Below are 26,780 nucleotides of genomic sequence, written 5' to 3'. Positions count from 1 at the left end.
TCCCGTGCAATTCACGCTAACCCCGCTTGACCCAGCATGACCGCCCCCAACTCAATCCATCCAAATTCGCCCGGCCACTCCAACCGCCGTCTCGATGTGCGCGAAGGCCGCGTTGATCTCAGCCACGGCGGCGGCGGCCGTGCCATGGCGCAGCTGATCGAGGATATCTTCCGCCGCCATCTGGACAACGACCTGCTGCGCCAAAACAACGACCAAGCCCTGTTCGGCCCGGTGCGCGGGCGCCTGGTAATGAGCACCGACGGCCATGTCATCTCGCCGATGTTCTTCAACGGCGGCAACATTGGCAGTCTCGCGGTGCATGGCACCATCAACGATGTTGCCATGGCCGGCGCCCGCCCGCTCTATCTGGCCGCCGGCTTTATTCTGGAAGAAGGCCTGCCGCTGGCTGACCTTGAGCGCATTGTCATCGCCATGGCAGAAGCCTCGAAGGCCGCCGGCGTGCCCATCGTCACCGGAGACACCAAGGTGGTCGAGCGCGGCAAAGCCGATGGCTGCTTCATCACCACCACCGGCGTCGGCGAGGTGCCAGATGGCATTGTGATTTCAGGTGAGCGCGCCACACCGGGCGATGCGGTGCTGGTCAGCGGCAGCCTCGGCGATCATGGCATCGCCATCCTGTCGCAGCGCGACAATCTCGGCTTTGGGACTGAACTCCAATCCGACAGCGCCGCCCTGCACGGGCTGGTCGCGGACATGATCGCCGCCGTGCCAGACATCCACTGCCTGCGCGACCCCACGCGCGGGGGCTTGGCGGCAACGCTCAATGAACTGGCCGCTCAGTCCGGCGTCGGCATGCTGATCCGCGAGGCAGCCATTCCGCTCAAGCCAGAGGTGCGCGCAGCCTGCGAGCTGCTCGGGCTCGACCCGCTCAATATCGCCAACGAAGGCAAGCTGATCGCCATCTGTCCGGCTGAGCGCGCCGAGGCACTGCTCACCGCCATGCGCGCCCATCCGCTGGGCCGCGAGTCGGCCATCATCGGCAAGGTAACCAAAGACCCCCAGCAGCTGATTGAGCTAGAGACCCCCTTCGGCGGTCGCCGCCTGCTCGACTGGCTCACCGGCGAGCAATTGCCACGCATTTGTTAAGTCAGCGCCCAGAACACGAAGCTCGCCAAGGCGGCGACCAGCGTCCAGGGTGCCAGGCGCGGGCCGCTCAGAGCGGCGACCAGTCCAGCCAGCCCGTCGAGCAAGCGCGCGAGCAGCGACTCGAGCAAACGCCGGCGCCCCCTACCCTGACTGGACCCGGCCTCCCCTGCCGCCGCCCGCTCCACGCCATCACCAATCGGCAAGGCTCCCAGCACCCGCCAGAGCGTCGCGCGCACTCGCTCACTTGACGCACCGCGCCAAAACCACCACAGCGCCGCCAGCAGCGGCAGCACCGCCAGCCCCTGCCACAGCGTCAACCACAGCATGTTGAAACGACCGGCGACACCCCCCAGCGTCCAATCTAGCACCGGCACCCCGAGCGCGTGCTGCATGGCCACCACCCAGCCCATGGCCGGACCCGGCAGCACCCCGGCCAGTAAGGTCAAACCCGACAACCCCAGCACCGGCGCCATGATGGCGTCGGGCCGACCCGCGCATTCCTGACCGGCCTGGGCGCGCATGATAGCCACCAACCGCAAGAGCGCGAGCAGGCTGAGCAGGCTGCCGAGCAGCGCCAGCCCAAACAGCGGCCAGCGGCTCAAGCCCAGCATGGGTTCGGTTAGAATGGCGTCATAGAGCAGCCACTTGGAGACAAACCCCAGAGTCGGCGGCAGCCCAACCAGGCTGGCACCCGCCAGCAAAGCCGCAGCAAGCGCCAGTCGCCTGCGCCCCATCGCAGCCCGACCAGAATCAGAGCCGAAGGGCGCCAACACCAGAGGCACCGCGACCAGACAAAGCCCGGCCAGCACCGCCTCTGCCAGGCCAAGGCTAAACAGCTGCAACAGGCCGCTCGCGGTACCGAAAGCCCCGCCCAGCAGCAACGCCAGCAGCACAAATCCGGTCTGGCTCAGCGCCAGCCAGCTCAGCACTGCGCCAGCACTGCTTTGCCGCCAGGCACGCCAGCCGCCGAAAAGCACCAGCAGCAAGGCCACCCAGCACAGCAGCAGGCGCGGATCAAACCAGCCGCCCTGCGCCAGCCCGCCCATGTGCGTCAGCCACTCGACCCCTACAATGCGTGAGAGCAACAACAGCAGAGCGAAAAACCCCACCCGCGCCGCAATGCCGTGCCAGAACACCGGCACCGGCGGTTGCACCTGCCCCGGCTGCCAGGCAAAGAGCGGCAAGGCGCCCAGTCTCAGCCCCAGCGCGGCCAGCAGCAACAGACCCAGCAGCAGTTCCTGCCCCATCCCCAGGGTCGGCAAGGCAGCGCTGACCTGAGTGAACTCAAAAGACTTGGCAGCGCGAAACACCAACGCCAGCGCACCAAGCAGGGCCACGCCCCCGGCAAAGGAATAGGCGGCATAGCGCACGGCCGCGCCCAGTGCCAGCCCGCCGCCGACCGCCAGCAGCAGGAAAAATGCCCAGACCACCACCTCCCAGCTCACATAGAGCGCCAGCAGATTGCCGCTGCCAAACAGGCACAGACAGCTCAGCACCGACAACGCCAGAGCCACCTGAAACAAATGCCAGAGACCTGAGTCCACGCCTAAACCGACACGCACTCTGGCACCCAAGGCTGCGATCCAGCTTGAGCCCAAGTTGGAACCCGATCTGGCACCCGCCATGGAATCACCCCGAGCGCCAGCATTGGCTCCTGCACGGCGCGACAGCATCCCGGACGACGCCGTTGCCAGCGCGAACAGACTGCACACAAAAGCCGCGCCAATGGTCAGCATGGCGAAGAACCACGACAGACTGTCGTATCGCCACAAAAGGGGCTGGCGCAAAATGCGCAAGGCAAAAGAGGCAACTAAGGGCTGGCCAGTCAACACATCAGCATGCGCCAGCGCCCAGAACTGCGCGCCATAGCCGGCTGCAAACAGCGGCGCAAAGACGCGCCAACGGCCCAGGGCCAAGGCCAGCAGCAGGGTGACCAGGGCCGCCACGAACATCCAGTCGAGTGACGAAAGCGTCTGCCACGACCAGTCGCCAGAAACAGCCGCTATAGGCGCTGTCGGCCAGGGCAAGGGCAAAGTGGCCGCGCTCGCACTCATTGTTCAACCTCCCGCCACAATGCAACCCCCCCGTCCACCGCCAGACGCGGTTCGGCAACCGCCCCCGACGGAACCACCAGCCGATTCAACCCCTCGGTCACTGACGCGATCGACAGGGTTACCAGCAGCAGAAGCGCCGCCACCAGCAAGCCATAGGCGCGAGCCCAACGGCTGGGGACGAGCAACTGCGCCAGCCGATCCGCGCGCATCAAGCCTCCCGCAGTGCCATCTGGAGCCGAAGTCCCAAAGCCGTCGTTGTCAGTGCGCGCATAAAGCTGACGCAGTAACCGCAACCAGGCCACCGCTTCCACCGCCGTGCTCAGCAGTAGTATGAGCAACACCATCAGGGCAGCCGAGCCGCCATATTCCGCAAGACTCAACACCAACATCAGCTTGGCCCAGAACCCCGGCAGGGGCGGCACCCCCACCAGAGACGCGGCCAGCAGCATCAGCACCGCAGCCGTCAGCGGCAGACGCCAGGCGATGCCGGCCAGATCCGCATGCCGCCTGCGCCAGCGATGAGCCAGAACAAAAAGGGCGGAATGCACCAGCAGAAAATGCAGCAGCAAGGCCAAGGCCGAGAAAGGCCCCGCTGGCCATGGCAGGGAGAACCCCACCGCCACGGCGCCCATGGAGGCCAGGCTAAGCCCAATGAGAAAGGTCGGGAACTCTCGCGCCCGCCACATGCCGAGAGCGCCAGCCAGCGCCGAGAGCATACCCAGCAGCATGAGCACATCAGCGCCCTGGGCGACAGCACCGCCTGTAGTCAGCTGGCGCGACAGGTTCACCAACGCTAGCGCCGGCAACACGCCAGTCAGCAAGGCCAACACCCGCGCCCCTGCCGCCCGGCCAGCCGGTGCCATCCAGGCATTGAGCGGAAAAAGCGCAACCTTGACCCCAAAACCCAGCACCAGCAGGCCAAAGCCAAGCCGCCCCAGAGTATCCGCTGCCGGATTGCCGTTTGCCAGGGAGCCAGCCGTCAGCGTCAGCCCTAGCCCAACCACCGCAAGCCCGCTGCCGATTGCGCTCCAGCGCACGAACGCGAGCATGGCGGTCAGTGAGCGCAGGGTGCCGCCGATCAGCAGCAACGCCCCGCCAGCCATAGCGCAGACTTCCAGAAACAACCAGCTGGTGACCGGGTCACCCGCAAGTGCGAGTCCGACCAGACCGCCCGCGAGCAGCAGCAGAGCCGCGCGCGTTCGCGCCGGATCAGGATGATCCTCTCGCCTGGTCCAGCTCAAGAGCACCAGCGCGAGACTGACCAAGGCCAAGACCAGCGCCAGTCGGTCGACCTTAAGCAGCAACTCGAGCGACGCACCTGTTGATCCAAGCGCGATCAGCATGGGCTGATCCCCGGCAACCGACAGGAGCCAGAGGCCAAGCAAAGCGCACGAAAGCAAAGTCAGCGGCCCGAGCCATCCAGCCACCCGTGGCGAAATAACGGCCAGTGGTCGCACCGCCAGCGCGGCCAGAAACGGCAGCGATAGCATCGCCAAAATCGGCATGGGCGTGCCGGCTAGCGTTGCGGCCAAGGGAGTCACGAGCGCTTCTCCGCCGCGCTTGCGCGCTCCGACAGCGCCAGAACATCCTCGCCCGACACGTCCTCACCAAGCGCCACCAGCCACTCCCGACTGGCCAGATCGTCCAGCACCTGGGGTTGCAGCGCACCCGCCCGCCGCTCCAGCGCGATGCGCACCGCGGCCAGCATGGAGGCGAAAAGCAGTCCCATCACAATAACCGCCACCCCAAGACCATGCAGGCGCACCGCCAGCCCGGCAGCTGAAACCTCAGAGTCGCCGCCATAACGCGCAGCCAGCCCAGCCAGAAAAAACACCAGCCCGGCATGCAGCAACACCATGCCAGCAAAGAGGCGCGCTGGACGCATGAGCAAGAGCAGGCCAAGCAACATGCCGGCAATTTCGATCAGCATGGTGCCAAAGAGCAGGCCCGCAAGCCAGGTAGCTACCGGCAGGGACAGCATCCAGCGCACAGCGGTGATAAGGGTGCCCTGATCGGTCTGCGCGTCCCAGGCATGGCCCCCAAGCAGGAAGGCCCACGCACCAGCAGCAACGACCGCGATTAGCACCACCAGCGACGCCATCCACAGCGCCGGGGTCGCCGACAGGCGACCGGCCGGGCGCGCGGATGCGTGCAAACCCCAAGCCAGTGCAAGCAAGGCACCGCCAGCCAGAGCGGCAACAATAAATCGACCAGCCAACGCGAACAGTCCCAATCCCGACAACGCCAGCACGGCCACCAGCAGGCGGTGGCCAAGCCGATTAGAGTCTCGGCTTGGGGCAGACGCTTGTTGCGTGACGCCGGACCGCTCATCGAGCATCAGCGCCACTGCCAGCGCCGCAGCGCAAACCAGCATCACCAGCAACCAGACGCCATCAATAGCGGCCACCCGCGCCCCCATTGCCGCAGACTCACCCGCCATCGACCGGGGCGACACGCCAATCAATCCAAGCCCAAGCAGCGCCTGGCGCATGGCAGAGCCGATCGCAACTCGCAACCCAGGTTGAGAAAAGGCCAAAGTCTGCATTAAGGGTGATTCCCGTACATTTTAAGCCCTGTTCTCTTAAAGCTCCCAAAGATCCGCACTTTCAGACGCACTATGCTAACCCAAATCAGGCCTGAATCTGGCCCGAATCCGGCATCACCAGGCCGAACAACCGCAGAGGAACGGAACAACTTGGCAAAGACCAGAAAACTCGGTTGAAATAGCCCGGCATCATCCGCGCACCATGGTCAAGTTTAGCTCGGAGGGAGCGCGCTCCAGGGCTCTTTCCGATTTGGCCAGCGGTTGACCCGGGGGTTGGCCGGGAGTTGCCTGGAATTAAACGGGGTCGGCCCGGGTCCAACCTCGGTCGTAAGAAATCATTCCAATTGAAACCACTGTAGGGAGAGCCAGATGTCAACGCAACAAAAATGGGTCTTTGCCTTTGAAGACGGCGACGGCAAGAACAAAAAGCTGCTTGGCGGCAAGGGCGCGAATCTGTGCGAGATGACCCAGATTGGCCTGAATGTGCCGCCCGGCTTCGTGATTTCCACCGATGCCTGCCTGACCTATCTCGACGACGTGAAGCATGCGCTGCCCGCCGGAGTGATGGACCAGGTGCGCGCCGAGATGACAGCACTGGAGCAGAAAACCGGCAAGGGCTTTGGCAATCCTGAAAAACCTCTGCTGGTCTCGGTACGCTCGGGCTCGGCCATGTCCATGCCTGGCATGATGGATACCATTCTGAATCTGGGCCTGAACCAGGACACCCTGCAGGGCGAAATTCGGGCGACCGGCGATGCGCGCTTTGGCTATGACGCTTATCGGCGCTTCATTCAGCTATTCGGCAAGGTCGCGCTCGGAGTGTCGGATGAAAAGTTTGACCAAGAATTCAACCAAGTCAAACAGGCTGCGCACGCCAAGCATGATGTGGATCTCACGGCGGCGGATCTGAAAGACATTAGCGAGCGCTTTTTGAAGGTGGTCGAGGAGGCCACCGGCCACCCCTTCCCGAGCGACCCCTACCAGCAACTCGAGATCGCCATCAAGGCCGTCTTCAACTCCTGGTCAGGCAAGCGCGCGGTCGATTATCGCACCCAGTTCAAGATCACCCCGGACATGGCCAATGGCACCGCAGTGAACGTGGTCACCATGGTCTTTGGCAACCGCGGCGATGATTCCGCCACCGGCGTGGGCTTCACCCGCAACCCGGGCACGGGCGAGAACAAACTGTTCGGTGAGTATCTTGTCAACGCCCAGGGCGAGGACGTGGTCGCCGGCATTCGCACGCCCAAGCCGCTCGATCGTCTGCGCGTCGAGATGCCACAAATGGCCACGGAACTTGACGAGCTGCGCGACAAACTCGAGAGCCATTACAAAGAGATCCAGGACTTCGAGTTCACCATCGAGCGCGGTCAGCTCTACTGCCTGCAAACCCGCAACGGCAAGATGAACGCCGTCTCCCTGGTGCGCACTTCAGTCGAGATGGAGCAGGAAGGACTGATCACCAAGGATCAGGCGCTGCTGCGTATCGACCCCACCGCGCTCGAGCAAATGCTCTTCCCCCGGCTCGACCCGGCATTCAAGGCGGATGCCGTGGCCACCGGCCTGCCCGCCTCACCGGGTGCTGCTTCCGGTATCGCAGTGTTCGACGCCGACCGCGCCGAGCAGATGGGCCGTGACATGGGCCAGAAAGTCATCCTGGTGCGCGAGGAGACCAAACCCGAGGACATTCATGGCTTCTTCGCCGCTCAGGGCATTCTCACCTCGCGCGGCGGCAAGACCTCGCACGCTGCTGTGGTCGCGCGCGGCATGGGCAAGCCCTGCGTGGCCGGAGCCGAGGGCATCAGCGTCGATGTCAGCCGGCGCGAGGCCATCGTCGGCGACACCCATTTCAAGGAAGGCGACACCATCACCATCGACGGCTCCACCGGTCGGGTCTATCTCGGCGCCATTCCCACAGTCGAGCCCGAGTTCACCGAGGAACTATCCGTGCTGCTGTCCTGGGCCGATGAGAAAGCGCGCCTGAAGGTCATGGCCAATGCCGACACCCCAGACGATGCCCGCACGGCGCTCAAATACGGCGCCGTCGGCATCGGCTTGGCGCGCACCGAACGCATGTTCAACGCGGTTGATCGCCTGCCGATCGTCATCGAAATGATCGTCGCCGAAACACCCGACACCCGCCAGGCCGCGCTCGACCGGCTGCTACCCTTGCAGCGCGAGGACTTCCGGCAGCTGTTCGAGGTCATGGCCCCGCATCCGGTCACCATCCGCCTGCTCGACCCGCCGATCCATGAATTTCTGCCCGATGAGCATCAGCTCGAACAGGACATCGCTGATCTGCGCGGCCTCGCCCAGTCCACCCGCGGCATGACGGCGCTGGCCGGCGCCATGGGCCTACTGCATGCGGCTGAAGAAACCCGCCGGGAGTTCGATACGCTGCGCCACACCCTCGATCCCATGCTGGTCGAGGAGGCCATCGTCAAGAAAGAGGCCATGCTGCGAAAGGTCCGTGTGCTCTACGAAACCAACCCCATGCTCGGCCATCGCGGCGTGCGCCTAGGCATCACCTTCCCGGAAATCTACCAGATGCAAATTCGCGCCATCCTCGAAGCCGCTGCGGAATGCCAAAAAGCCGGCCTGGACGCGCACCCGCAGATCAAAGTCCCCCAAGTCTGCACCGTACAGGAGTTGCTCAAAGTCAAAGCCTATGTGGACGAACTGCACGAACAGGTCAAGGCCGATTATGGCTTCCCGGTCAAATTCAAGTTCGGCACCATGATCGAAGTCGTGCGCGCCTGCATGCGCGCCGAATCCCTGGCCGAAGAAGCCGAGTTCTTCTCCTTCGGCACCAACGACCTCACCCAGGCGGCCTTCTCCTTCTCGCGCGAGGACGCCGAAAACAAGTTCCTGCCGCTCTACAACCAGAGCAACGTCCTGCACGACAACCCCTTCGAGGTGCTGGATGTCAAAGGCGTCGGCAAACTCATGGAACTGGCGGTGGAATGGGGCCGCAAAGTCAAGCCGGACCTGCACGTAGGCATCTGCGGCGAACACGGCGGCCACCCCGCATCCATCGCCTTCTGCGACCAGGCCGGGCTTGATTATGTGAGCTGCTCCGGACCGCGCGTGCCGGTGGCGCGTCTGGCCGCAGCGCAGGCAGCGCTGCAGCAGGCGGGGCGCAAGGACCTCTAGCGCCGTCCCTCGGGCCCGCGCATCCCGGCCTCATGCGGGATGCGCGGGCTTTTCGCGTATGAACACAAAACTCGCGCATTGGCAGCCGCCGCCACGTCCGGGTTATAAACACCAAAACACGCACAAGGAAACATAACCGCGCCTGCGACCCGCCAAGCGTCAGGTTTTTTTACAACGTCTCCATGGCGACCGTGACGCCGGTTTTCCAACCGCTGGCTCGCCTCAACGACCGCCACCCCGTCGGCGAGGAGGCCTTCGCGCGCATCAAAGACAACAGCGCCCGCCTGCTCAATGCCGGCGCCTTCATCGAGGTCGCGCTGCAGCTCAAGCTCTTGCACCGCATCGACCTAATGCTGTTCGAGGCGGCCCTCGAGCGGCTGATGTACCCCCCCCCGGGAAAGCCGCGAGCCTTTCACCTGCCGATCACACCGCGATCTTTGCTCAGGCGTCGGAGGATCTGATCCGCCACCCCTCGACCCTGAACGAACCGCGCCCTCGCCACCCTGGTCGACATCCAAAGCCAAGCCCGTTCACTCGGCATTGTCACCATCGCCAAACAGATCCAAAACCCCGACACCCTCGCCCTAGCAAAGGACCTCGGCAATCGACTGGCGCCAAGGCTACCTCCTCGGCGTCCCCACCGACCCCGCATGGCCCCTCTCCGCCCGCTCGGACCCCCAGGTTTCCGCCGGCTGAGGCAAAACCACCCGCACGGACCGACCTCAGCACCAACTCCGTCCAAGCCCGCCCGAAACATGACCTCAGTTCCATACAGACACACGGACGCTGTCGCGACCAAGACCAAAATCAGAGGCTCCGGAACCGAGAAACCCGTGTGAAACCTTCTCTGTCCTGGGAACTTCGCGACACCAGACCCGCCAACCACGCCAAGGGTGTCGAAATTTTTTACACTCAAAAAATTGCCGCCATAGCACCAGAGGCACGCCGAAATAATCTTTTATCAATCTGTTTTTATAACGCTTTTCAAAATAACACGGAAAACTCACTATACCAATAACGCACCCCGAAACGTCTCCAAGCGACGAAATCGCAAGATGAGGTGTCAGAAAATTTTACAACAGCGAAAAACACCGAAAAGCGACTCAAGCCGCACCGTCCAAACCCCAAGTCATTGAAAAGAAGAAACATCCAACCCGACGAAAACTGTCTACTTTTGCGAATAAGCGTTAGCAGGGCACAAAAATAGGCGTTTTAGGTGTCAGAAAACTTTACAACCCCGGCCGTTCACAATTCGAGTCATTTTTTAAGTATCTGATAATTGATGAAATATTATTTTGGCCTAACTCTTGCCTTACCTAAAATCGAACGATGTGCCGCGCGGGGCGAGCTATCCGGACAGAAAAGGTCCGGGCATCCGCAAGCGAGCGAACAGCGGTACCAACGGATCACCTCGCACAGCCATCTCAAGTTCCAGGGGCCGGACTTACCACTTTTCACTCAGATCCTACGGTGTCAGAACTGAGATTTAGAGGTGGTTTGTCCCAGTTTTCCCAGTTTTTCAATGCAAGGCAATATCTGGAGTGACCATGAGAAAGCTTTCAAGTCTTACCGTTCCAACCATGCGGCACCTTAGCGTCACCTCCGCTTGGAGGATAGGGGTTTTAGGGATACTAGTCATGGCCAGCACAGCGCATGGCGCAGTGTTGTATGACGAAGACTTTGAAGATGGATCAACCGACTGGTCGTCCGGCACTATCATTAGCGACCCAAGCGACCCAAACAATAATTACCTTAACTTCGGTAGTGGAGGTTCGTATTCGTGGCTTGGCGGCCAGCGCAATGATATCGGTCCCACCTGGATGTCAAGCGTTGATGTGTTTCTTGACCCGGCCTCGGCCGCTAACGGTAATTATGGCTTCGAGTTTACGCAAGCCATCACAGACGTAGACGACAATCCTTATCGTCAAGACAACCTATTCCACGTCGGCGCCTACCAAATCCGACCTGCTAGTCAGGGTTCCCCTGCGAGTTATGCGCTTGGCGTCACCGTGCCCAATCCGCACCATTCCACATCAAGCGAAGGGAACGATCCCTCTTACTATGTCCAGCAGGCCTACAACAATGATGACCCGTTGTTTACCGTAACAGCGGCCAACTGGTACACCTTCAGCTGGGAGTTCAGCCCGACGCAGAACGATGAGGTACTGGTAGACTGGTCGATGTATGACGCAGACGGAAACGAGGTTCTCGATTATGAATCAACCTCTGTTCTTTCGGCCGCGGAAATGGGCGGCAATAGCTACATGTGGTTCATCGGTGCCAGCTCCTACTACGACTCACTATCCATCGATAACGTGCGGCTCACCAGCCCCGACGCCGCAGTTCCCGAGCCGGCAACGATGAGCCTACTAGGCCTAGGTCTGCTCGGTGCGCTGGGTGGACTGACCGCTAGGCGCCGCGAAAAAACTCACATCGCACAATAAAAAACCGATGGAAATCTGTGGGTCCAGGGTGGAATTATTCCTTCCGCGTAATAAGCGGGACAGATCAGGTTAGAGGTTTCTCTCTGCCCTTACCCGTATAAGAACGGCCTGGCACGCCAGCTGATTCGAGCCGAACTCAGCTTTTGGCTACCAGCCCCCGTGGTTCGCACCTCGGGGGCTTTTCTTTTCCATTCACGACAGGCACCAATTCCAAAGCCGGAAAAAAGTGCGTGAATCCCAGATGAGCTTCCGGTTTTGGGCCGGGTGACGGGCGCGGGGGTCTTGGCGCCCCGGGATCTGATCGGGCGATGCCGCCATGAAGCCTACAGGGATGTATTCACGGCGTCCCCCGGGACTGTTACTCGGCCCAAAGCTATCCACCGAAACGACATGATATCTTGAAGAGCGAAGCGGGACCGGATATGCTTGGATATGTTTTCCGCATATCCAAGGGTGCTCGCGCATGATGTCCATGAAAAGTGGTGCGGTGTTCAAGAGCAATACCTCTCAGGCGGTTCGTTTGCCGAAAGATCTTGCTTTCCCGGACTTCGTGAAGCGGGTCGATATCATCCCGTTTGGACGTGGGCGGCTGATCGTGCCGGCGGGCGAGGGATGGGATAGCTGGTTCGACGAAGACGGTGTGACGGATGACTTCATGGCCACGCGCGAGCAAGCGCCTGATCAAGCGCGAGAAGCGCTCTGATGCTGAGGTACATGCTCGACACCAACATCGTAATCTATACGATGAAGAACCGCCCTGCCTCGGTGCGCGAGGCATTCAAAAAGCAAGACGGCCGCATGTGCATCTCCAGCATAACCTACATGGAATTGGTCTTCGGTGCCGAACGATCATCCAATCCGGAGCGCAACATGCGCAGTCTGGACGGATTAGTGGCGCGGATGGAGGTCTTGCCATTGGATGACTCAGCGGCTGCCCATGCGGGCCAGATTCGTGCCGAGCTTGCAAAGCAGGGAACCCCGATTGGCCCCTACGATCAGTTGATTGCCGGTCATGCCCGTTCGCTGGGTCTGGTGCTCGTGACAAACAATGAGAGCGAATTCTCCCGCGTGACGGGTCTGCGGCTGGAGAACTGGAATTAAAGGTGCCTGGCTCGAATGGCACTAAGATAAGCGATGGCGCATTGCGATGAGCTGGATACCGGTTTGATTCAGCGCTGTTTTTTCGGATGTCCATGTTCGCGGACTTCAGCGCGAGCGGCTTTCCTCGGCTTGGTCAGCAGCGGGTAGGCGTTGGCTCGACGTTTCAGCGCCCGCGGCTCGATGCGACCGGGTCGCAGACCGACGCGCGGCTCGGCAATCAGACTCAGTACGGCAAGCACGCAAACACCATTGGGCGTTGCCCCGCCGCGTTGCTGCCAGGATGACCAGACCTGCACGGTGTGCTTGAAGCTCAGTTGCCTGGGAACTTGGTCGGCCAGCAAAGCGGCTTGGGCCATCAGCAAGCGGATCAGGTTGTAGGCCAGTAGGTAGACCCACAGTTCCTTGATGGCCATCTCCGGGGTCTTGCAGCGCAGTTGTGCCATGCCGAGGGTGGTCTTGATGTTGCGCAGATCCAGCTCCACGTTCCAGCGGCGCAGGTAGAGCACCTTGAGTTTGTTCTTCGGAGCCGCTTTGGCATCCAGAAAGGTGGTGACCATGATTTTCCCACCGGCTGCGAACTCGCGCACCTTCAGCGTTTCCGGAGCTTGCGCGTACTACTCCTGCGTCATCCAATCCGGTCGCTTTTTTGGTTTCTCCAGCACCACCAAATGATCACGCGCGCCGAGCGTCTCCCCGGTTTTGAAGTCGGTGCTGCGTTTGCGTGCGCCGTGCTGCTCGAACACCCCATCGACGCCCCGTTGCACCAGGTCGCAGAGCAGAAAGTAGGTCGGGTAGAAGGCGTCGCCGAGCAGGATATCGTCCGCAGCGAGCGCATCGAGCATGCCGCGCAGCAACGTCTGCTCATCGCTGCCCCTGCTTCCACACTGGCCTTCGCACGGGCCAGTGGCGGCATCGAGCAGTGCGCCACTGCCCAAACAGATCAGTGCCACCATGCGGCAGATCGGAAAGCCCAAGCCGGGTTTCTGGCTGCTCGGCTGCGGATAGACCGCTTGGTTCTCCTCCGTGTCAGCCATGGTCATGGTCGCACCATCGACCAGGCGCACCGGGCGATTCCACGCATGCCACCAGTTCGGTGTGCCCGCACCGATCATGCCTCCCACCTGGCGCACCAGCGTCGAGACCACCTCTGCCGGCAAGCGTGCGCGGGCCTGGCAGTAAGCATGGTGCTCGCCGCGCAGCGCGGCAGACCGCCAATGATGCGCTTGATCGCCGCGTCGTCGACCGCCTGCTGGCAGCTGCCATCGTCGGCGAGTACCTGCGCCAGAAACGTCGACAATGTCTCCGTCGGCGGAAACACGCGCTCGCGATGTGCTGGCAAGAGTGCCTCGACTCCGTCGAGCAGTTGCGAACTGGTCAACAGGTTGAAGAACGCGTAGGAGTCGGTCTCCTCGGCGCGACGCTGAATCTGTTTCTGTTGCTCCAAGCCCGGGCGATGGTTAGCATGCATGAAGGCTGGCTCCTCGGGTGGTTGGTTTGATTTGGCGATTTCACCGTATCACCCTAGCTGCCAGCCTTACCCAATTGTTTTCAAGCCCTTGCGCTTATCTTAGTGCCATTCGGTCCAGGCTCGAATTATTTTCCCACGTCTAGCCATCAATGCGCTGCGAAGCGAGAAGGCGTCGGCGCAGCGCTCCACCCCCGCCAGGGAATCGGCTACACTCCTCCCATGACTGCCGACACCCAAGCCGCTGACACCAGCGAGAAACCCGACTACGACAGCCCGTGGAAGGAGGCCCTGGAGAAGTTATTCCCGGAGTTTCTCGCGCTCTTGTTCCCGGCCATCCATGCCGAGATTGACTGGTCCAAAGGCATGCAGTTTCTCGACAAGGAATTCCAGAAGATCGTGCGCGAGGCCAGTACTACCAGGCGCTATGCCGACAAGCTCGTCGGCGTCACGCGCCGCGATGAGACGCCGGTTTGGGTGCTGGCCCATGTGGAAGTGCAAGGTGATCCGGAAAGCGACTTTGCCGAGCGGATCTTCACCTACAATTACAAAATCCGCGATGCCTACCAGGTGCCGGTGGCGAGCCTGGCGGTGCTGGCCGATACCGACCGAGGCTTCCGCCCCCAGCACTACAGCGCCGCGCTGTGGGACTGTCGGGTGCAATTCGACTTCCCGATGGTCAAACTGCTCGACTACGCCGAGCCCGAGCGCTGGGCGGAGCTGGAAGCCAGCGACAACGTCTTCGCCCTGGTGGTGATGGCGCAGATCCGCGCCAAGGTCACCGACGATGCCGAGACACTGAAACGCTGGAAATTCCGCCTGATGCGCTTGATGTATGAGCGCGGTCACGAACGCGCGCGCATTGAGGAGGTGTTACGCCTCATTGACTGGATGATCCGCCTGCCCAAAGATCTGGAGGCGGCGTTTCGCCAAGAACTTTATGCCTACGAGGAACAACGACAGATGCCTTATGTCACCACGTTTGAGCAAGCCGGGATTGAGAAGGGCGTGCAGCAGGGCGAAGCCACGATCTTGATGATGCAGCTGGAAGAAAAATTCGGCTCAGCTTCGCTCGAAGCGCACCGCGAGCGCATTGAGGCAGCCGACCCCGAAGAACTCCTGCAATGGTCCAAACGCATCCTCACCGCCGAGACGCCCGAGACTATTTTTCACTGAGGCTTGTGCAATTCTGGGGACCGTATACTGAATGGCCCGAGGTGGTGGGTTGTGGTCGAGGTATTGAGGCGGCTGTGCTGGCGCAGGATCTGGACGCCGATGTAACAGAGAACGATCTGGAGTCCCACCGACGAAACTAAAGCGCGCTGGCGATATCGGTCTTCGAGAAATCCTCGCCCTTAAACAACAGGGACTCTTGACGTTTTTTTGCCAGAGCATAGGAAAAACAATCACCGAAGTTCAGCCCGGCTGGATGCCGACCCTTGCCGTATTGCAGCCAGGCTTGATAAGCAATGCGCGCCAGCTCGGCATCGACAGGCTGGATCTCGATCACGGCTAGCGCGAGCAGCTCGTCAAGGCTTTGGCGACCCAGTTCGCCACGCCGCGCGCTAATGACGAGCATGGTTTCAAGCCAGGTCGCTGCCGACATGACATTGGGCGAATCCGTCTCGGTCAAACGGCAGGCGCAGCGATCAGCTTCCGGCTCATCCAGCAGGATGCACACGAGCGATGAGGTATCGATGACCACGTGCCAAACTTCAGCTTGGCAATCCGTTGGCATCGTAGCCGATGATCTCGTCCGCACCGCGCGGATCGAGTTCTGGAGCAGCCGCGCAGCGTCGGCTGACCTTCAGGATGGCGGCCAGCCGTTGATTGGCGTCCAGCGGGGGCGATTGCGGCGTCTCGTCGTCGTCCACCAGAACGATGACTTTGACGGGGCGGTCTTCCCGCCAATGCCGGTAGGAAGCTGGCAGGCGAATGACGCCTTCCTTTAGATGTCCCTTAAATTCGATGGCGTGCATGTGATTGGGCCGGTGAGATAGGGCAAGGGCCTGATGACGATACTGGATGTACAGTAGTGCAACTGGCACCCTTCAGGCAACGGTATCGGTGACGTTGACATTCGTGATGAAGCAGCAATTCGTATTCTCCAATGAGTGGACAGGGAGTCAAATCTCGGCGGACTGTAAGAGCATGCGCGGTTGCCCCGGGGAACCGGACTGAGTGATCTGGTTGCTCGCGGGCTTTGCTTCGCCGTATCCCCGCGCGCGCAGCATCTGGACCAAAGCGTGATGAAGCGGAAGGCGTGGATTTGTCTCTCCTTGGCATGTCTGACGCTTTTCTAGTTTTTGGGATGCCATGCACAATTTTGAGATACTATCCCCTAATCTCTCGCTTTAGAATAATGCATCATTTGGGAAATTATTCGAGCATAAAACCTTTTCCTCTGCCCATGAGAGGTTGATAACAATGCAATTTTATACCTTGCAGCAGGCATCTGCTGATTTAGGCAATCTCATTGCCAGCGCCGTCAGCGACCATGAAGAAGCAGCCATTGTTTCGGATCGTGGATCGGTCATTCTGATTCCGCAGGAAAAATACGATGCCATGCAGGAAACGCTTCGTTTGCTGATGGATCAGCGTTCGTTGAATGCCCTGCTCATGGGTCAGGCCCAACGCGAGGCTGGACACCGAATTGATTTCCCTGCCGTTGAACAGGTGTTCCATGACCTACCGGATTTGCATTCTTGACAATGCACAAGATGATTTGGATTGGCTGCGCAAGAATGATCGCACCAGCTATGTCAAATGTTTCGATCTTGTCCGGGAAATCATGAACGACCCACGAAGCGGTTCGGGTAAGCCAGAACGATTGCGTTACTTTGAAAAAGAAGTGTATTCGAGAAGGGTAAACCAAAAAGATCGGTTGGTTTATACGATTTACGAATCCTTGCAGGAAATTGACATATCCTCGTTCAGGGGGCACTACGATTGAACCCCAGGTTTTTTGGCCTTGGCATTAAAGAAAAACCAGGTTCGATTTTTCCTCAAGGGTAGTCGTCAGCCGGTACTGGCCACCGCGTTGGGCATGGCAGATGTGGCCTCTGACGTTCTCTTGGAGACAGGAGTAGACATTGCGTCCATACCTGTGTGGCTCAATGAATGGGAGTTTCCCGAAACCCATTCGAATCCGGTCCTACTCCAAAATATCGCCAAGGAAGGGGTAAGTTTGTGACACCGACCGACTTGATAGTAAAAGCCGCCCAAGCGACGACGTCGGCAAGAGTGCCGCTCCAAAGCTCTTGGCGGTCGCGCTTGGAGAGGATGAACTATGAGCGAAATTGAAGTTGATCCGGATGTGCGTTCCCGGTTAATCCAGGACACCGCTGCAGAAGTTGATGGGCCGCATACCGGCTGAAGTTCAGGAGAGTTTTTCGGAGGAGCAGTTGAGCTGCCTCAAGGTGGCACTCGGCGCACGCAGTTGGGGTACCCATGCTATCGACTGGCGCGGCACCCTGAAATTCATGCGCCACCGGTATTATGTGGTGTTTCTGCTGGGCCGAAATCGCCGCGAGCTTTCCCGAGCTGAACAACAGGTTGGCCTATTCATGCAGGCTGCATTCCTGACGATCTTCCTGACGTTCAGCATCCTGACCGGGCTGTTGACGCTCTACCTTGCCAAGTCAGCAGCGGGGATTAATCTCATTCCCGGATTCTCTTTGGGGATCTGGGGCTGGTTCAAGGACGCTTTTCTTTAAGCCGGCCTCCTTTAAACTCTAGAACCAAAAAACCGGGACTTGACACTTAGTGCGCTAGACTTTGACTAAAAGCGCACAACCTCAAAATCCATGCTCGTTGCGGCATTAGCCATGACCGCATCGGCCGTTGCCAGCATCGCTATCCCAGCATGGGCTGCCAGCGACAGGTGGAGTGCGTCGAGCGTACGCAGCGGGTGCTCAGGATAGCGCACAATCAGGTTCGTCGCCTCAGCAAACCGGGCATCATCCATCGTGTAGTGTTGCAGCCACCCGCGATCAATATCCTCGAGAAAGGCGGCGAAAAGCAGGGTCTCGAGTTCAACCGGTAAATCGCCCATACGCCGCCGCCGACTGAGCAAAGACCGCATCTCCGTGACAGTCAGGCTGCTGATCACCGCCACGTCTAAGCCTTGAAGAAACGCCACAAAATCGTCAGAACCGAGCTCATTCAGGTACCACTTCGCCAGCGCACTGGTATCCAGATAGGCGCGACGATCAGCGCTCATCACGCTCTGCTCGGATCAGATCCCCAGATGCCGACTGAAGCAGCGCTGTGCGTTGTCGCAGATCGGCGTGGTCGGGGGGCTGGCGATGAAACGACATCGGCAATACCCGCGCAATGGGCTGACCGCGACGGCTGATGACCAGTTCTCCCTCCGCTGCAACTAACTCGTCCAAACGACCGATGTTGGCGCGCATCTCTCGAATATTTAGTTCTTTCATCACATCCTCCGCTCTTGTGTCACATTTTCTTTTATTGCAGCACATCGGGCATGGGAAGGCAAACTACTCGCTGGCTTTTGGAGAGGCAATATGAGCAAGAGACAGCGCAAGACCTTCACGGCCGCTTTCAATCCGAAAGTGGACTTAGAGACGGTGCGAGGGGAAAGGCAGCCAGCGAAATCGCGCAGCAGCTGCTTAGACGCCCGACCGGGCAGATAGAGGCCAGGATGGGTCCGTGGGCACGCCGAGTAGGTAGCCTTGCCCCCAGTCCAGACCCAGCTCGATGACCATTTTCAAAGTTTCTGGGTTCTGCAGTTGCTTGGCAATGGTGGTGATGCCTAACTCTCTCGCGGTTAGCTGAATCTCGGCTATCACCTTTCGGGCGCGCTCAGACTTCAGCGCTTCCTGAACCAGGGAAGGATCGACGGACAGGAAGCTGACAGGAAAACCCTCATAAAGCATTTGCAAGGAATTGTCGCTGTCGCCAAAGCCAGAAATCGAGAGCTTGCAGCCTAGGTCGAGCATCGGTTGGAGGATGCCTGGGAGCGTCTTCGTGTGCTCGGTGGCGATTTGCTCATTGAGCACCAAAACCACGGGCGTTACCGCCGACAAGGGATGGTCCGCTAGGGTTTTGACCATTTCATTCAGTGTGGCTGGATGCCGAATAAGGTCTTCCGAGATATGCACGAAGATGGGCTTGGCCTCGCCGTTAACCGGCAAAGGGGAGGAGGCACTCGATGGTGGATAGGTGATGCGTTCGATCACCGCGTCGAATAGCATGTGATCAATGCGGTGCAAGAGTTTGAGCTGGAGTGCAACTTCGATAAAGGCAGCTGCATTCAAGAGACGCGAGCCACCTTCCATAATGCGCGAGAACGCCTCTTCTGCGACAGGTCGCTGGTCACTGAGCCGCACCAGTGGTTGAAACACCGGGGTCACGCGAGCTGTGCGCACTGCATCCTGAACCAAAATTGCCAGCGACATGGTGCGGTTATCCGTAGCCCTGCCGCTGCCATATACACGATTGCAGCCATCCCGTTTCGCGCGATAGAGAGCGACGTCCGCGCGCGCGAGAATCTGCTCCGTGGTATCCATGGGCTGGCAAACGGAAGTCACACCGCTGCTGAAAGTAACCGATACATGGGTGCCATCGATCAGGGTGGGCACGTCGACGAGCGCTTGGCGTGCGTTGTCGATTTCCCGGACTAGACCAAGCTCATCCAAATCGGATGCAATGGCGAGAAACTCATCACCACCCCAGCGGCCCATGGTGATTTGCCGTGGCCGAAACAGCTGATCAAGCCGGGTCGCCAATTCGGACAGTAACTTGTCGCCGACAATTGGTCCGTGTATATCATTGACTTCTTTTAGGTGATCAATGTCCAGCACGGCAATGGCGCAAGCGGACCCCGTTCCTTGGGTCTGATGGTGTGCTTGTTCAACAAGGCGCCAGATGGCGTGGCGGCTCAGCAGTCCGGTCAGCTGATCGTGCGATGCCAGATGCTGGAACTGCGGCAATGGCGTGGTAAGCCCCGTCAGGTCGATCTGCGCGCCCACGATGAGAACGCGCTCGTCCTCAATGGATACAAGCCCGCGATCAAGGACCGGGACAGAATCATTTTCATTGCGATGCACAAAAATGCATAACTCGAGCTGGTCGCTGAGCTGCTGGCGAACGTCCTCAAGCACCTTTTGGTAGCTGCGACAGCCTTCACAATCCAGTTTCGCCAGGAATGCCCCTAACGGCAGATCCCTCGTTGTCGGCGGAAAGCCAAGCAGACTGAAGTACTGTGAATCGCCGTGAATGCGCTCGGACGAAAGGTCTAGCATGTAGGTGCCGACTTTTGCTGCGGCGAGTGACAGGGGGTGTCGTGCTTGACCGCCGACAAATGCGGATGCGCCGACCTCGCGGTTGGATCGGCTGGAAATTTCTGTATTGGCCGAATCCAGGACGGTGCCCTTAGGGGGATTAGGGGGACGGAAAAAAGCCCCTTGCGCGTCAAGATCCGGAGAGTCGCTGGTTTTCATTCTCGTGATCGCTGTCATTCTTGGGATACACAAAAAGAAAAGTCCGGAAAAAGCTTAGGCGCGGCTGGTGTATCTCTAGCTTTGGCTCAAATAAAAGAGTGATGTGATTTTTACGTCACACTTTGAAACAAGGCAGGCGATATTAGCTCGCCTTAAGAGGCATTTGCCCCGGAGACGCCCGCATTGAAAGGCTTAAATATACTTATTATTCAGTCGATTACGTGTTTTTACCGGAAACTAAGGCACCAGACCCGATTGGTTTCCCGGTATCCTTAGATTCCTTTCGTGGATTATACAAAGGTTTTTCCTTCTGTAAAGAATTCCACGCTAATTAATGTCGCACGTCAAAGCGCTTTAGGTCACGTGCTCTGACGGGAAGGGATCTTGGCACGGCATCGCCAACATTGAAGGTCATGACGGTGAAGTCTGGGCACTACTTTCGGCGCGAAGCTGACCTGGCCAGTCGACACCTGCTGTCATTGCGATCAGCAGGAGGATAACTGTTTACCTCAACCGGTCATCTCGGCACCGTTTCGCCGACAGGATTAAGACCCTGGCCCGACACAGCATCGCTCGGCGGGGCCGCGCCCTTCAGGAACTTAAACAGATCGCTATCCGTGGACAACACCAAGGTGGTGTTTTCCGCGATCATGGTCTTGTAGGCTTGCATGGTGCGGGTGAATTCATAAAAGGCCGCCGCTTCGGGGCTCTGGTTGTAGGCGCTGGCATAGATCTCGGTAGCCTTGGCGTCCGCCATTCCACGGATCACCTCGACTTGCCGATAGGCCTCGGACTGGATTTTGTTCAGGTCCCGCACCCGATTGCCGCGAATTCTGGCCGCCTCGCCATGACCTTCTGACAGGAAGCGCTCCGCGATCTGGCGCCGTTCGCTGATCATGCGGTCGTAGATCTTTGGGCGCACGCTCTCGTTGTAATTGATGCGCTTGAAGCGGATGTCGAGCAGCTCGATCCCGAACACCCGGACCTTCTCGGCGGCTGCGGTGAATATCTCCTGCTCGACCAGCTTGCGGCCCTTCTGGATCGGCACCAGCGAGCCCAAATCCTGCTCCTGCTCGGCGTCGGTCAGCAGAGCATCGCGCAGCGGCACGCGATCCTTGGTGGTGCGGATAATCTCGATCAGCTCGTGCTTGGCGACTGCGTTACGGGTCTCGCTGCCGAGAATGTCGTCTAAGCGCGACTGGGCGCTGCGCTCATCGCGCAGGCGCAGGAAGTATTGGAGAGGATCGGTAATCCGCCAGCGGGCAAACAGATCGACCGAGATATAAAGCTTGTCCTTGGTCGGCATATCCGACGGATTGCCGTCCCACTCCAGCACCCGTTTGTCGATGGGATTCACGTCCTGGATGAAGGGCATTTTGAGCTTCAGGCCAGCCGAAGTAACCGGCTCGCCGACCGGCTTGCCGAACTGGGTGATGATCACCTGCTCGACTTCGCTCACGGTATAGATTGAGCTGACCGCAATGTAGATGCCGATGCCAAGGACCACCAAGATAAGGATTGATTTTTTCATGGCCGACCTCCGGTTTGATCTGCGGATCGATTTCCACTTTGGGCATCCAGATTCAAAAACGGCAGAATGCTGCGCGTCCGCTCATCGATAATGATCTTGGAGCCGATGCTCGGCATCACCTCTTGCAGGGTTTCGATATAGATGCGGCGGCGGGTGACCTCCGGGGCCTTGCTGTATTCCGCCAGCAGGGCATTGAAGCGGGCTGCGTCGCCTTCAGCCTCGTTAATGCGCTTGAGCCGGTAGCCGTCGGCCTCGCGAATGCGCTGATCCTTCTCGCCCTCGGCCAGCGGGATCACCTTGTTGTAATCGCGCCGGGCCTCGTTGATCAGCTTCTCTTTCTCCTGCTGGGCCTGGTTGACCTCGTTGAAGGACTCCTGCACCGGCTGGGGTGGATTGATGTTCTTCAATTGCACCTGATCGATGCTGATCCCCATGGCGTATTTGGTCGAGAGCGCCTGCATCTTGGCCAGCGCCTCGGTTTCGATCTCCTGGCGACCAATGGTGATGACTTCATCAACGGTGCGATCACCAACCACCTCGCGCATCACGGATTCCGACACATAGCGCAGCGTCTCACTCGGCTCCCGAACCTCGAACAAAAACTTCACCGGATCGGAAATGCGGTATTGCACCACCCATTCCACAAGGGCGGCGTTCAGGTCTCCCGTCACCATCTCCGTTTCCCGCTTGCCGTCTTGAGGACTCTGGTAGGGATCCGTGGCGCCGGGGGTGGTGAACCCGAATTCCTGCTTCAACTGGCGCTTGACCGGAACAATGGTGGCCTTATCGACTCCCAAAGGCAGCTTGAAATGCAACCCTGGCTGAACCTCCTTGAGATATTTTCCGAAGCGCTGCACCACAGCCACCGAGTCGCTCGGCACAGTGTAATAGGTGGTCCATGCGGTCCATATCCCCAGAATGACGAGCGCGAGGATCGCCACCAAAATGACGACTCCGCCGTGTGGACTCCCACCTGAAAAGACCCGATTGAGCCGATTTTGTCCCTGTTGGATCAGACTCTCGAGATCCGGAGGCAAGGAACTGCTGCCCCCTGAACCATCAGAAGCGTTGCCATCAGACGAGTTGCCACCAGATAAGCCGCCACTCGACCGGTTGTTACCCTTGTACGCAGGCATGGGAAAATCCTCCTCTGTTCTGCGGGGCTGACGTCACGATCCTGTCCCCTGGTCGCGCGCATTGAGAAAAGACTATTATCTTCCTCTGCGACCAAACCGACCGTGCGTTAGCGTACATTACCCTCAAACTCTATCCTAAACCCCCATCCCACCCTCACCTTCTCCATCACTGGTGCCATAACAATGCATAACATCCGTCCCACCGCTGCACTGATTCTGCTGCTCGTCCCACTGCTCGCAACAGCCCAGCTCCCGTTGGAGGGTCTCAAACAAGGCGCGGAAAAAGCCGCAAAAGCCGTCGGCGACACCACCAAGGGTGCTGTGACCGCCGTTGGCCAGGCGGCCGGAACGGCAACCGGCGCAGTCAAAGAGACCGTCGATTCCGCTCAGGAAAGCCTGGGCAACGAAGCCACTCCCCAAGAGACGCGCGACAAGCTCGACGCCATGGCTAAAAAGACCCTGGAACGCTTGTTCACCGACCAGCCCGACAGCCAGAAGCTTTTCGAGCGCAGCGCCGGCTATGCGGTCTTCGACAGGCGCGAGGCCAGCTTCTACGTGGTCGCCGGCTATGGGCGCGGCGTCGCGGTTGAGCGCGAAACAGACGAACACACCTACATGAAAATGGCCACCACAGGCGCTGGCGTAAGCTTTGGCTTAGGCGGCTTTGCCTCTCAACTGGTGATCCTGTTCGAGTCCGATGCCCTGCTGCAGAAGTTTATCAACCAGGGCCTGGATGGCTCAGCCGAAATTGGCACCATGACCGGCGAAGAAAAAGACCAACTCCGACTCGGCTTCGACAACGGCAAAGCCGTCTTCATACTGACTGGCAAAGGCTGGAAAATCGGCGCCAAACTGACCGGATCGCGCTACTGGCCGGACGACTCGCTGAATGTCGAATAGCTGAGCAAATAGTCGTCCGCCACAGCAACTAGCGCGCGGGCTAGATCATTACTCAGCACGTATCAGTCGCTTGAAGGGCGTTGGTCCTCAAAGCGATAGCCAACACCATAGACTGACTCGATCAGCTCTTGCCCTGCGTCGAGTTCGGCGAGCTTGCGCCGCAGTTTCTTGATATGACTGTCGACGGTGCGATCTGAGACGATGCGATGATCCTGGTAGATACGCTCGATCAGTTGCGCGCGCGAGAAGATCCGGCCCGGTGTCGATGAGAGAGTGCGAAAGAGCGCGCATTCAACGGCGGTCAGCTCAACGCTCCTTTGCCCGAGACTGACGCGCAAGCGCTCTGCATCGAGCGTTAGCCGGTTGCTGGGTGCCGCTTCGGGTGCTTGCGCCCGGCGTAGCACGGCTTTGACGCGCGCGACCACTTCGCGCGGACTGTAGGGCTTGCAGATGTAGTCATCAGCGCCAAGTTCCAGGCCCAGCAGCCGGTCGATTTCCTCGACCCGCGCGGTGGTCACAATGATCGGCAGGCTGCTGAAGCCGCGCAACTCGCGGCAGATGTCCAACCCATCGCGACCGGGGAGCATCAGGTCGAGCAGCATGAGTGTTGGCGGCTGCGCGCGCACCCGCTCGACCACGGCCAGGCCATCAGCCAGATGTTCGGTCGCAAAGCCGGCGCCTTTCAGGTAATCCGCCAACAGCTCGGCGAGTCGCGTCTCGTCTTCAACGATCAGAATGTTGTTGGTCATGGTGTTTGGGGAAAGCGCATCCGAATCCACAACCCGCCCTGGGGCGATGGCAGTGCCTCAATGCTGGCCTGATGGGCTTCGACGATGTTTTTCGCAATGGCTAGCCCGAGTCCGGCACCTCCGGTCTGGCGGGTACGAGATGGCTCGACCCGGTAAAGGCGCTCAAACAGGCGTTCACGGTCCGCGTCGGAAACACCGGGAGCGGTATCCTGAAAATCGACAACGAAATGGCCGTCTTTTTCCGTGCTCAGCCGGACCAGAAGCGCGCCACCTGCATCCGTATACTGTCCGCTATTGCGCAGCAGGTTGCCGAAGAGTTGCGTCAGCCGTTGGGCATCGGCCTGAATGATCGCCGCCGTGCGCAGGCGATTGTCAAACTGCAAGTCCAAACCGGCGGCGTCGAACTGGGCGCGAAAGGCGCTGACCTCAGCCTCTAGCACCTCGGCCAAATCCGTCTTCGCCTTGCGGTAGCTCAGGGCACCAAGGTCGCTGAGCGATAATTCGTAAAGATCCCCAATCAGATGCGACAGGCGCATGACATCACTGTGCAAGGTCGCGATGGTGCCGACATCGAACGGGCGCACGCCGTCTTGCAGGGCCTCCAGCTCAGCGCGCAGCAGGCTGACCGGGGTGCGCAGTTCATGGGAGATATCAGCCACCCAGCGCCGGCGAGCCTGCTCGTTATGCTCCAGAGTGGCAGCCAGGGCGTTGAGATCATGGCCGAGTCCGGCCAGTTCGTCACGACCGGTCACTGGGGCTCGGGCGGCAAAGTGCCCGCTGGCCAGTCGGCACGTGATTTCGCGAAAACGCAGCACCGGCCGCGATAGCCAGCGCGACAGCCACCAGGCGAGCAAGGCCGACAGACTCAGAGTCGCCAGGGCGATGATCGGCAGCACTCTGGTCTGGCGTTGACGCAAGCGCAGTTCTGCCGCTTCGTGGATCGGCGGGCCTGGAATGAGTGCCAGCTCGCCGATGACTTGTCCATCCAGACGCAGCGGAAAACGCAGCGCCTGTTTCAATTGATCGCGACGGCCATAGACAGGCGCGCCCTCGGCATCAAACAGCATCAGGCGTTTGGCCAGAGGCGTCCGGCGGCGCTCCGGGAATGGTCCATGTTGAGGCATGGGCGATGCCCGATCCACCGCATCAGCACCTATGCGAGATTGGCGCGAAGAATGCGCCAGCCTCTCATCTCGACGCCCCGACTCGCGCGTGCTGAGCAGTTCCATCCACAATCGCCGGTCTTCGCTGATTCGTGACCAACTCCCATCCGCGCGATACTGAGCCACCAGGCGCGCACCGATGCTTTCCACACGCTCATTCAGGCGCTGCTCGATCATGTCCCGCAAACCATGCCGGAACGACCAGTACATCGACGTCTGCACGGCCAGCACCGAGAAGGCACAGGCCAAGAGCAGCGTCAGAAACAGCTTGGTGCGAATGGAGAGGGTCAACGGGCGACTCCCTTCGGGGCGAAGTAACTAGCCCCGAAAGCATGCGGATGCAGGTGAATCTAGCGATTACAGTCGCTGTTATCGCCCTTGCCCTGACGTCCCTTGTCGCGCCCCTTGCCAAGCTCGGCCAGTTGATCCACGGTCAAAATGCTCGCAAGTTGCTCACGCATAGAGCCGGAACCCGCGCGCGAAGAGCGCCCTGCATTCTGATTTTCGGTGAAAAGTGCCTTGAGCTGGGTGCTTTGCTCCGCGCTCAAATCGAGCCGCTCAGCCATGCGAGCCACGCGTTGGTCGATGCGCTCGGCCCTCAACTCCGCGCGCTTGGCCCGCTGCTCCTCGGTCAACACCGCATCGATTTGCTCACGCATCTGTGCTCGCATCTTGGCGCGCTGACTGGCTTGGGCGTCAAAAATCGCGGCCATGGCCTGCTGTTGCTCGGCACTGAGATCAAGCTGCTCGGTCATGCGTTCGAGACGCTGCTCAGCGCCCTGCCCTCCTGCCTTGCCAGGACCGCCCCCATGCGGGGAAGCCGCAACCGGACCGACAAGCAAAGCAGACAGCATGGCAGCGACGGGAATCATGGTCTTGTTCATAAGAAGCTCCTTGGGATAGTTGCTGAAAAGTCGTTGTCGTCGGACTGAGAACAGGATCATTCCCGACTCGCTCCCGACCTT

The 26,780-nt window shown here is 59.8% G+C and carries 25 protein-coding genes and 1 pseudogene; 12 read left to right on the top strand and 14 right to left on the bottom strand.

Annotated elements, in window-relative coordinates; translation table 11 throughout:
• Positions 1 to 36: 36 nt before the first annotated feature.
• On the top strand, positions 37 to 1,107 hold the full coding sequence (gene hypE, locus Thiofri_RS11270; protein WP_009151500.1) for a hydrogenase expression/formation protein HypE: 1,071 nt from the start codon (positions 37 to 39) through the stop codon (positions 1,105 to 1,107).
• On the opposite strand, the gene Thiofri_RS11265 is transcribed toward hypE, so the two are convergent.
• Genes Thiofri_RS11265 through Thiofri_RS11255 form a run of 3 tightly spaced genes read right to left on the bottom strand, consistent with a single transcriptional unit; the run spans position 1,104 to position 5,706 of the window.
• Positions 1,104 to 3,161 carry a proton-conducting transporter transmembrane domain-containing protein gene (locus Thiofri_RS11265; protein WP_009151499.1) on the bottom strand — a complete coding sequence of 686 codons (2,058 nt, stop codon included), beginning with the start codon at positions 3,159 to 3,161 and terminating at the stop codon, positions 1,104 to 1,106. The genes hypE and Thiofri_RS11265 overlap by 4 nt on opposite strands.
• Positions 3,158 to 4,702 (bottom strand): proton-conducting transporter transmembrane domain-containing protein, encoded by a 1,545-nt coding sequence (locus tag Thiofri_RS11260; protein ID WP_009151498.1) that lies wholly within the window; start codon positions 4,700 to 4,702, stop codon positions 3,158 to 3,160. The genes Thiofri_RS11265 and Thiofri_RS11260 overlap by 4 nt, the downstream gene beginning before the upstream one ends.
• Positions 4,699 to 5,706 carry a hypothetical protein gene (locus tag Thiofri_RS11255; RefSeq protein ID WP_009151497.1) on the bottom strand — a complete coding sequence of 336 codons (1,008 nt, stop codon included), beginning with the start codon at positions 5,704 to 5,706 and terminating at the stop codon, positions 4,699 to 4,701. The genes Thiofri_RS11260 and Thiofri_RS11255 overlap by 4 nt, the downstream gene beginning before the upstream one ends.
• A gap of 369 nt (positions 5,707 to 6,075) precedes the next feature.
• Between Thiofri_RS11255 and ppdK the strand changes: the two genes are divergently transcribed.
• From ppdK to vapC, 5 genes are all read left to right on the top strand, one after another.
• Positions 6,076 to 8,859, top strand: coding sequence for a pyruvate, phosphate dikinase (ppdK, locus tag Thiofri_RS11250; protein WP_009151496.1), 2,784 nt, complete (start codon positions 6,076 to 6,078; stop codon positions 8,857 to 8,859).
• Between the two features lie 182 nt (positions 8,860 to 9,041).
• Complete coding sequence (locus Thiofri_RS11245; RefSeq protein ID WP_040857679.1) at positions 9,042 to 9,320, top strand: EAL domain-containing protein; 279 nt, start codon at positions 9,042 to 9,044, stop codon at positions 9,318 to 9,320.
• A gap of 1,176 nt (positions 9,321 to 10,496) precedes the next feature.
• The gene (locus tag Thiofri_RS11240) at positions 10,497 to 11,303 is read left to right on the top strand and encodes a PEP-CTERM sorting domain-containing protein (protein ID WP_223296845.1); all 807 of its coding nucleotides are present in this window, start codon (positions 10,497 to 10,499) and stop codon (positions 11,301 to 11,303) included.
• A gap of 463 nt (positions 11,304 to 11,766) precedes the next feature.
• Positions 11,767 to 12,006 (top strand): type II toxin-antitoxin system VapB family antitoxin, encoded by a 240-nt coding sequence (vapB, locus tag Thiofri_RS11235; protein ID WP_009151494.1) that lies wholly within the window; start codon positions 11,767 to 11,769, stop codon positions 12,004 to 12,006.
• A complete protein-coding gene (gene vapC / locus Thiofri_RS11230) occupies positions 12,006 to 12,404 on the top strand; it encodes a type II toxin-antitoxin system tRNA(fMet)-specific endonuclease VapC (protein ID WP_009151493.1) in 399 nt (132 codons plus the stop codon). The genes vapB and vapC overlap by 1 nt, the downstream gene beginning before the upstream one ends.
• Before the next feature lie 68 nt (positions 12,405 to 12,472).
• Here vapC and Thiofri_RS11225 read toward each other — a convergent pair.
• Positions 12,473 to 13,872, bottom strand: a pseudogene (locus Thiofri_RS11225) (IS4 family transposase).
• Positions 13,873 to 14,091: 219 nt separating this feature from the next.
• Between Thiofri_RS11225 and Thiofri_RS11220 the strand changes: the two are divergent.
• Positions 14,092 to 15,045 (top strand): RpnC/YadD family protein, encoded by a 954-nt coding sequence (locus Thiofri_RS11220; protein ID WP_009151491.1) that lies wholly within the window; start codon positions 14,092 to 14,094, stop codon positions 15,043 to 15,045.
• A gap of 136 nt (positions 15,046 to 15,181) precedes the next feature.
• Here the strand turns inward: Thiofri_RS11220 and Thiofri_RS11215 are convergent, their stop codons facing one another.
• Positions 15,182 to 15,574 (bottom strand): type II toxin-antitoxin system VapC family toxin, encoded by a 393-nt coding sequence (locus Thiofri_RS11215; RefSeq protein WP_040857677.1) that lies wholly within the window; start codon positions 15,572 to 15,574, stop codon positions 15,182 to 15,184.
• Between the two features lie 10 nt (positions 15,575 to 15,584).
• Positions 15,585 to 15,848: a hypothetical protein gene (locus Thiofri_RS11210; RefSeq protein WP_009151489.1), complete on the bottom strand. Its 264-nt coding sequence runs from the start codon at positions 15,846 to 15,848 to the stop codon at positions 15,585 to 15,587.
• A gap of 448 nt (positions 15,849 to 16,296) precedes the next feature.
• Between Thiofri_RS11210 and Thiofri_RS11205 the strand changes: the two genes are divergently transcribed.
• From Thiofri_RS11205 to Thiofri_RS11190, 4 genes are all read left to right on the top strand, one after another.
• Entirely contained in the window at positions 16,297 to 16,578 is a 282-nt protein-coding gene (locus tag Thiofri_RS11205; protein ID WP_009151488.1) for a type II toxin-antitoxin system Phd/YefM family antitoxin, read from the top strand.
• Positions 16,553 to 16,822, top strand: a complete 270-nt coding sequence (locus Thiofri_RS11200) for a Txe/YoeB family addiction module toxin (RefSeq protein ID WP_009151487.1) — start codon at positions 16,553 to 16,555, stop codon at positions 16,820 to 16,822. The genes Thiofri_RS11205 and Thiofri_RS11200 overlap by 26 nt, the downstream gene beginning before the upstream one ends.
• A gap of 18 nt (positions 16,823 to 16,840) precedes the next feature.
• Positions 16,841 to 17,062, top strand: a complete 222-nt coding sequence (locus Thiofri_RS11195; protein WP_143742056.1) for a DNA polymerase III subunit beta — start codon at positions 16,841 to 16,843, stop codon at positions 17,060 to 17,062.
• 163 nt (positions 17,063 to 17,225) lie between these two features.
• Entirely contained in the window at positions 17,226 to 17,585 is a 360-nt protein-coding gene (locus Thiofri_RS11190) for a hypothetical protein (RefSeq protein WP_009151485.1), read from the top strand.
• A 65-nt stretch (positions 17,586 to 17,650) separates the two neighbouring features.
• On the opposite strand, the gene Thiofri_RS11185 is transcribed toward Thiofri_RS11190, so the two are convergent.
• From Thiofri_RS11185 to hflK, 5 genes are all read right to left on the bottom strand, one after another.
• A complete protein-coding gene (locus tag Thiofri_RS11185; RefSeq protein WP_009151484.1) occupies positions 17,651 to 18,091 on the bottom strand; it encodes a type II toxin-antitoxin system VapC family toxin in 441 nt (146 codons plus the stop codon).
• Positions 18,081 to 18,308 carry a type II toxin-antitoxin system Phd/YefM family antitoxin gene (locus Thiofri_RS11180; protein WP_009151483.1) on the bottom strand — a complete coding sequence of 76 codons (228 nt, stop codon included), beginning with the start codon at positions 18,306 to 18,308 and terminating at the stop codon, positions 18,081 to 18,083. The genes Thiofri_RS11185 and Thiofri_RS11180 overlap by 11 nt, the downstream gene beginning before the upstream one ends.
• A 195-nt stretch (positions 18,309 to 18,503) precedes the next feature.
• Positions 18,504 to 20,336: a sensor domain-containing diguanylate cyclase gene (locus Thiofri_RS11175; protein WP_009151482.1), complete on the bottom strand. Its 1,833-nt coding sequence runs from the start codon at positions 20,334 to 20,336 to the stop codon at positions 18,504 to 18,506.
• A 517-nt stretch (positions 20,337 to 20,853) separates the two neighbouring features.
• Entirely contained in the window at positions 20,854 to 21,867 is a 1,014-nt protein-coding gene (hflC, locus tag Thiofri_RS11170; protein ID WP_009151481.1) for a protease modulator HflC, read from the bottom strand.
• Complete coding sequence (gene hflK, locus Thiofri_RS11165; RefSeq protein ID WP_223296876.1) at positions 21,864 to 22,808, bottom strand: FtsH protease activity modulator HflK; 945 nt, start codon at positions 22,806 to 22,808, stop codon at positions 21,864 to 21,866. Before hflK ends, hflC begins: the two co-directional genes overlap by 4 nt.
• 378 nt (positions 22,809 to 23,186) lie before the next feature.
• Here hflK and Thiofri_RS11160 point away from each other — a divergent pair, with 378 nt between their 5' ends.
• Positions 23,187 to 23,903, top strand: a complete 717-nt coding sequence (locus Thiofri_RS11160; RefSeq protein WP_009151479.1) for a lipid-binding SYLF domain-containing protein — start codon at positions 23,187 to 23,189, stop codon at positions 23,901 to 23,903.
• Between the two features lie 62 nt (positions 23,904 to 23,965).
• On the opposite strand, the gene Thiofri_RS11155 is transcribed toward Thiofri_RS11160, so the two are convergent.
• Genes Thiofri_RS11155 through Thiofri_RS11145 form a run of 3 tightly spaced genes read right to left on the bottom strand, consistent with a single transcriptional unit; the run spans position 23,966 to position 26,699 of the window.
• Positions 23,966 to 24,652 (bottom strand): response regulator, encoded by a 687-nt coding sequence (locus Thiofri_RS11155; protein ID WP_009151478.1) that lies wholly within the window; start codon positions 24,650 to 24,652, stop codon positions 23,966 to 23,968.
• On the bottom strand, positions 24,649 to 26,106 hold the full coding sequence (locus Thiofri_RS11150; RefSeq protein ID WP_009151477.1) for an ATP-binding protein: 1,458 nt from the start codon (positions 26,104 to 26,106) through the stop codon (positions 24,649 to 24,651). The genes Thiofri_RS11155 and Thiofri_RS11150 overlap by 4 nt, the downstream gene beginning before the upstream one ends.
• A 59-nt stretch (positions 26,107 to 26,165) precedes the next feature.
• On the bottom strand, positions 26,166 to 26,699 hold the full coding sequence (locus Thiofri_RS11145) for a Spy/CpxP family protein refolding chaperone (protein ID WP_009151476.1): 534 nt from the start codon (positions 26,697 to 26,699) through the stop codon (positions 26,166 to 26,168).
• Positions 26,700 to 26,780 lie beyond the last annotated feature (81 nt).

The organism is Thiorhodovibrio frisius, assembly GCF_033954835.1.
GTDB classification, from domain to species: Bacteria; Pseudomonadota; Gammaproteobacteria; order Chromatiales; family Chromatiaceae; genus Thiorhodovibrio; species Thiorhodovibrio frisius.
The sequence above is the reverse complement of the archived record's forward strand: the minus strand, read 5'-3'. Positions and strand labels throughout refer to the sequence as shown.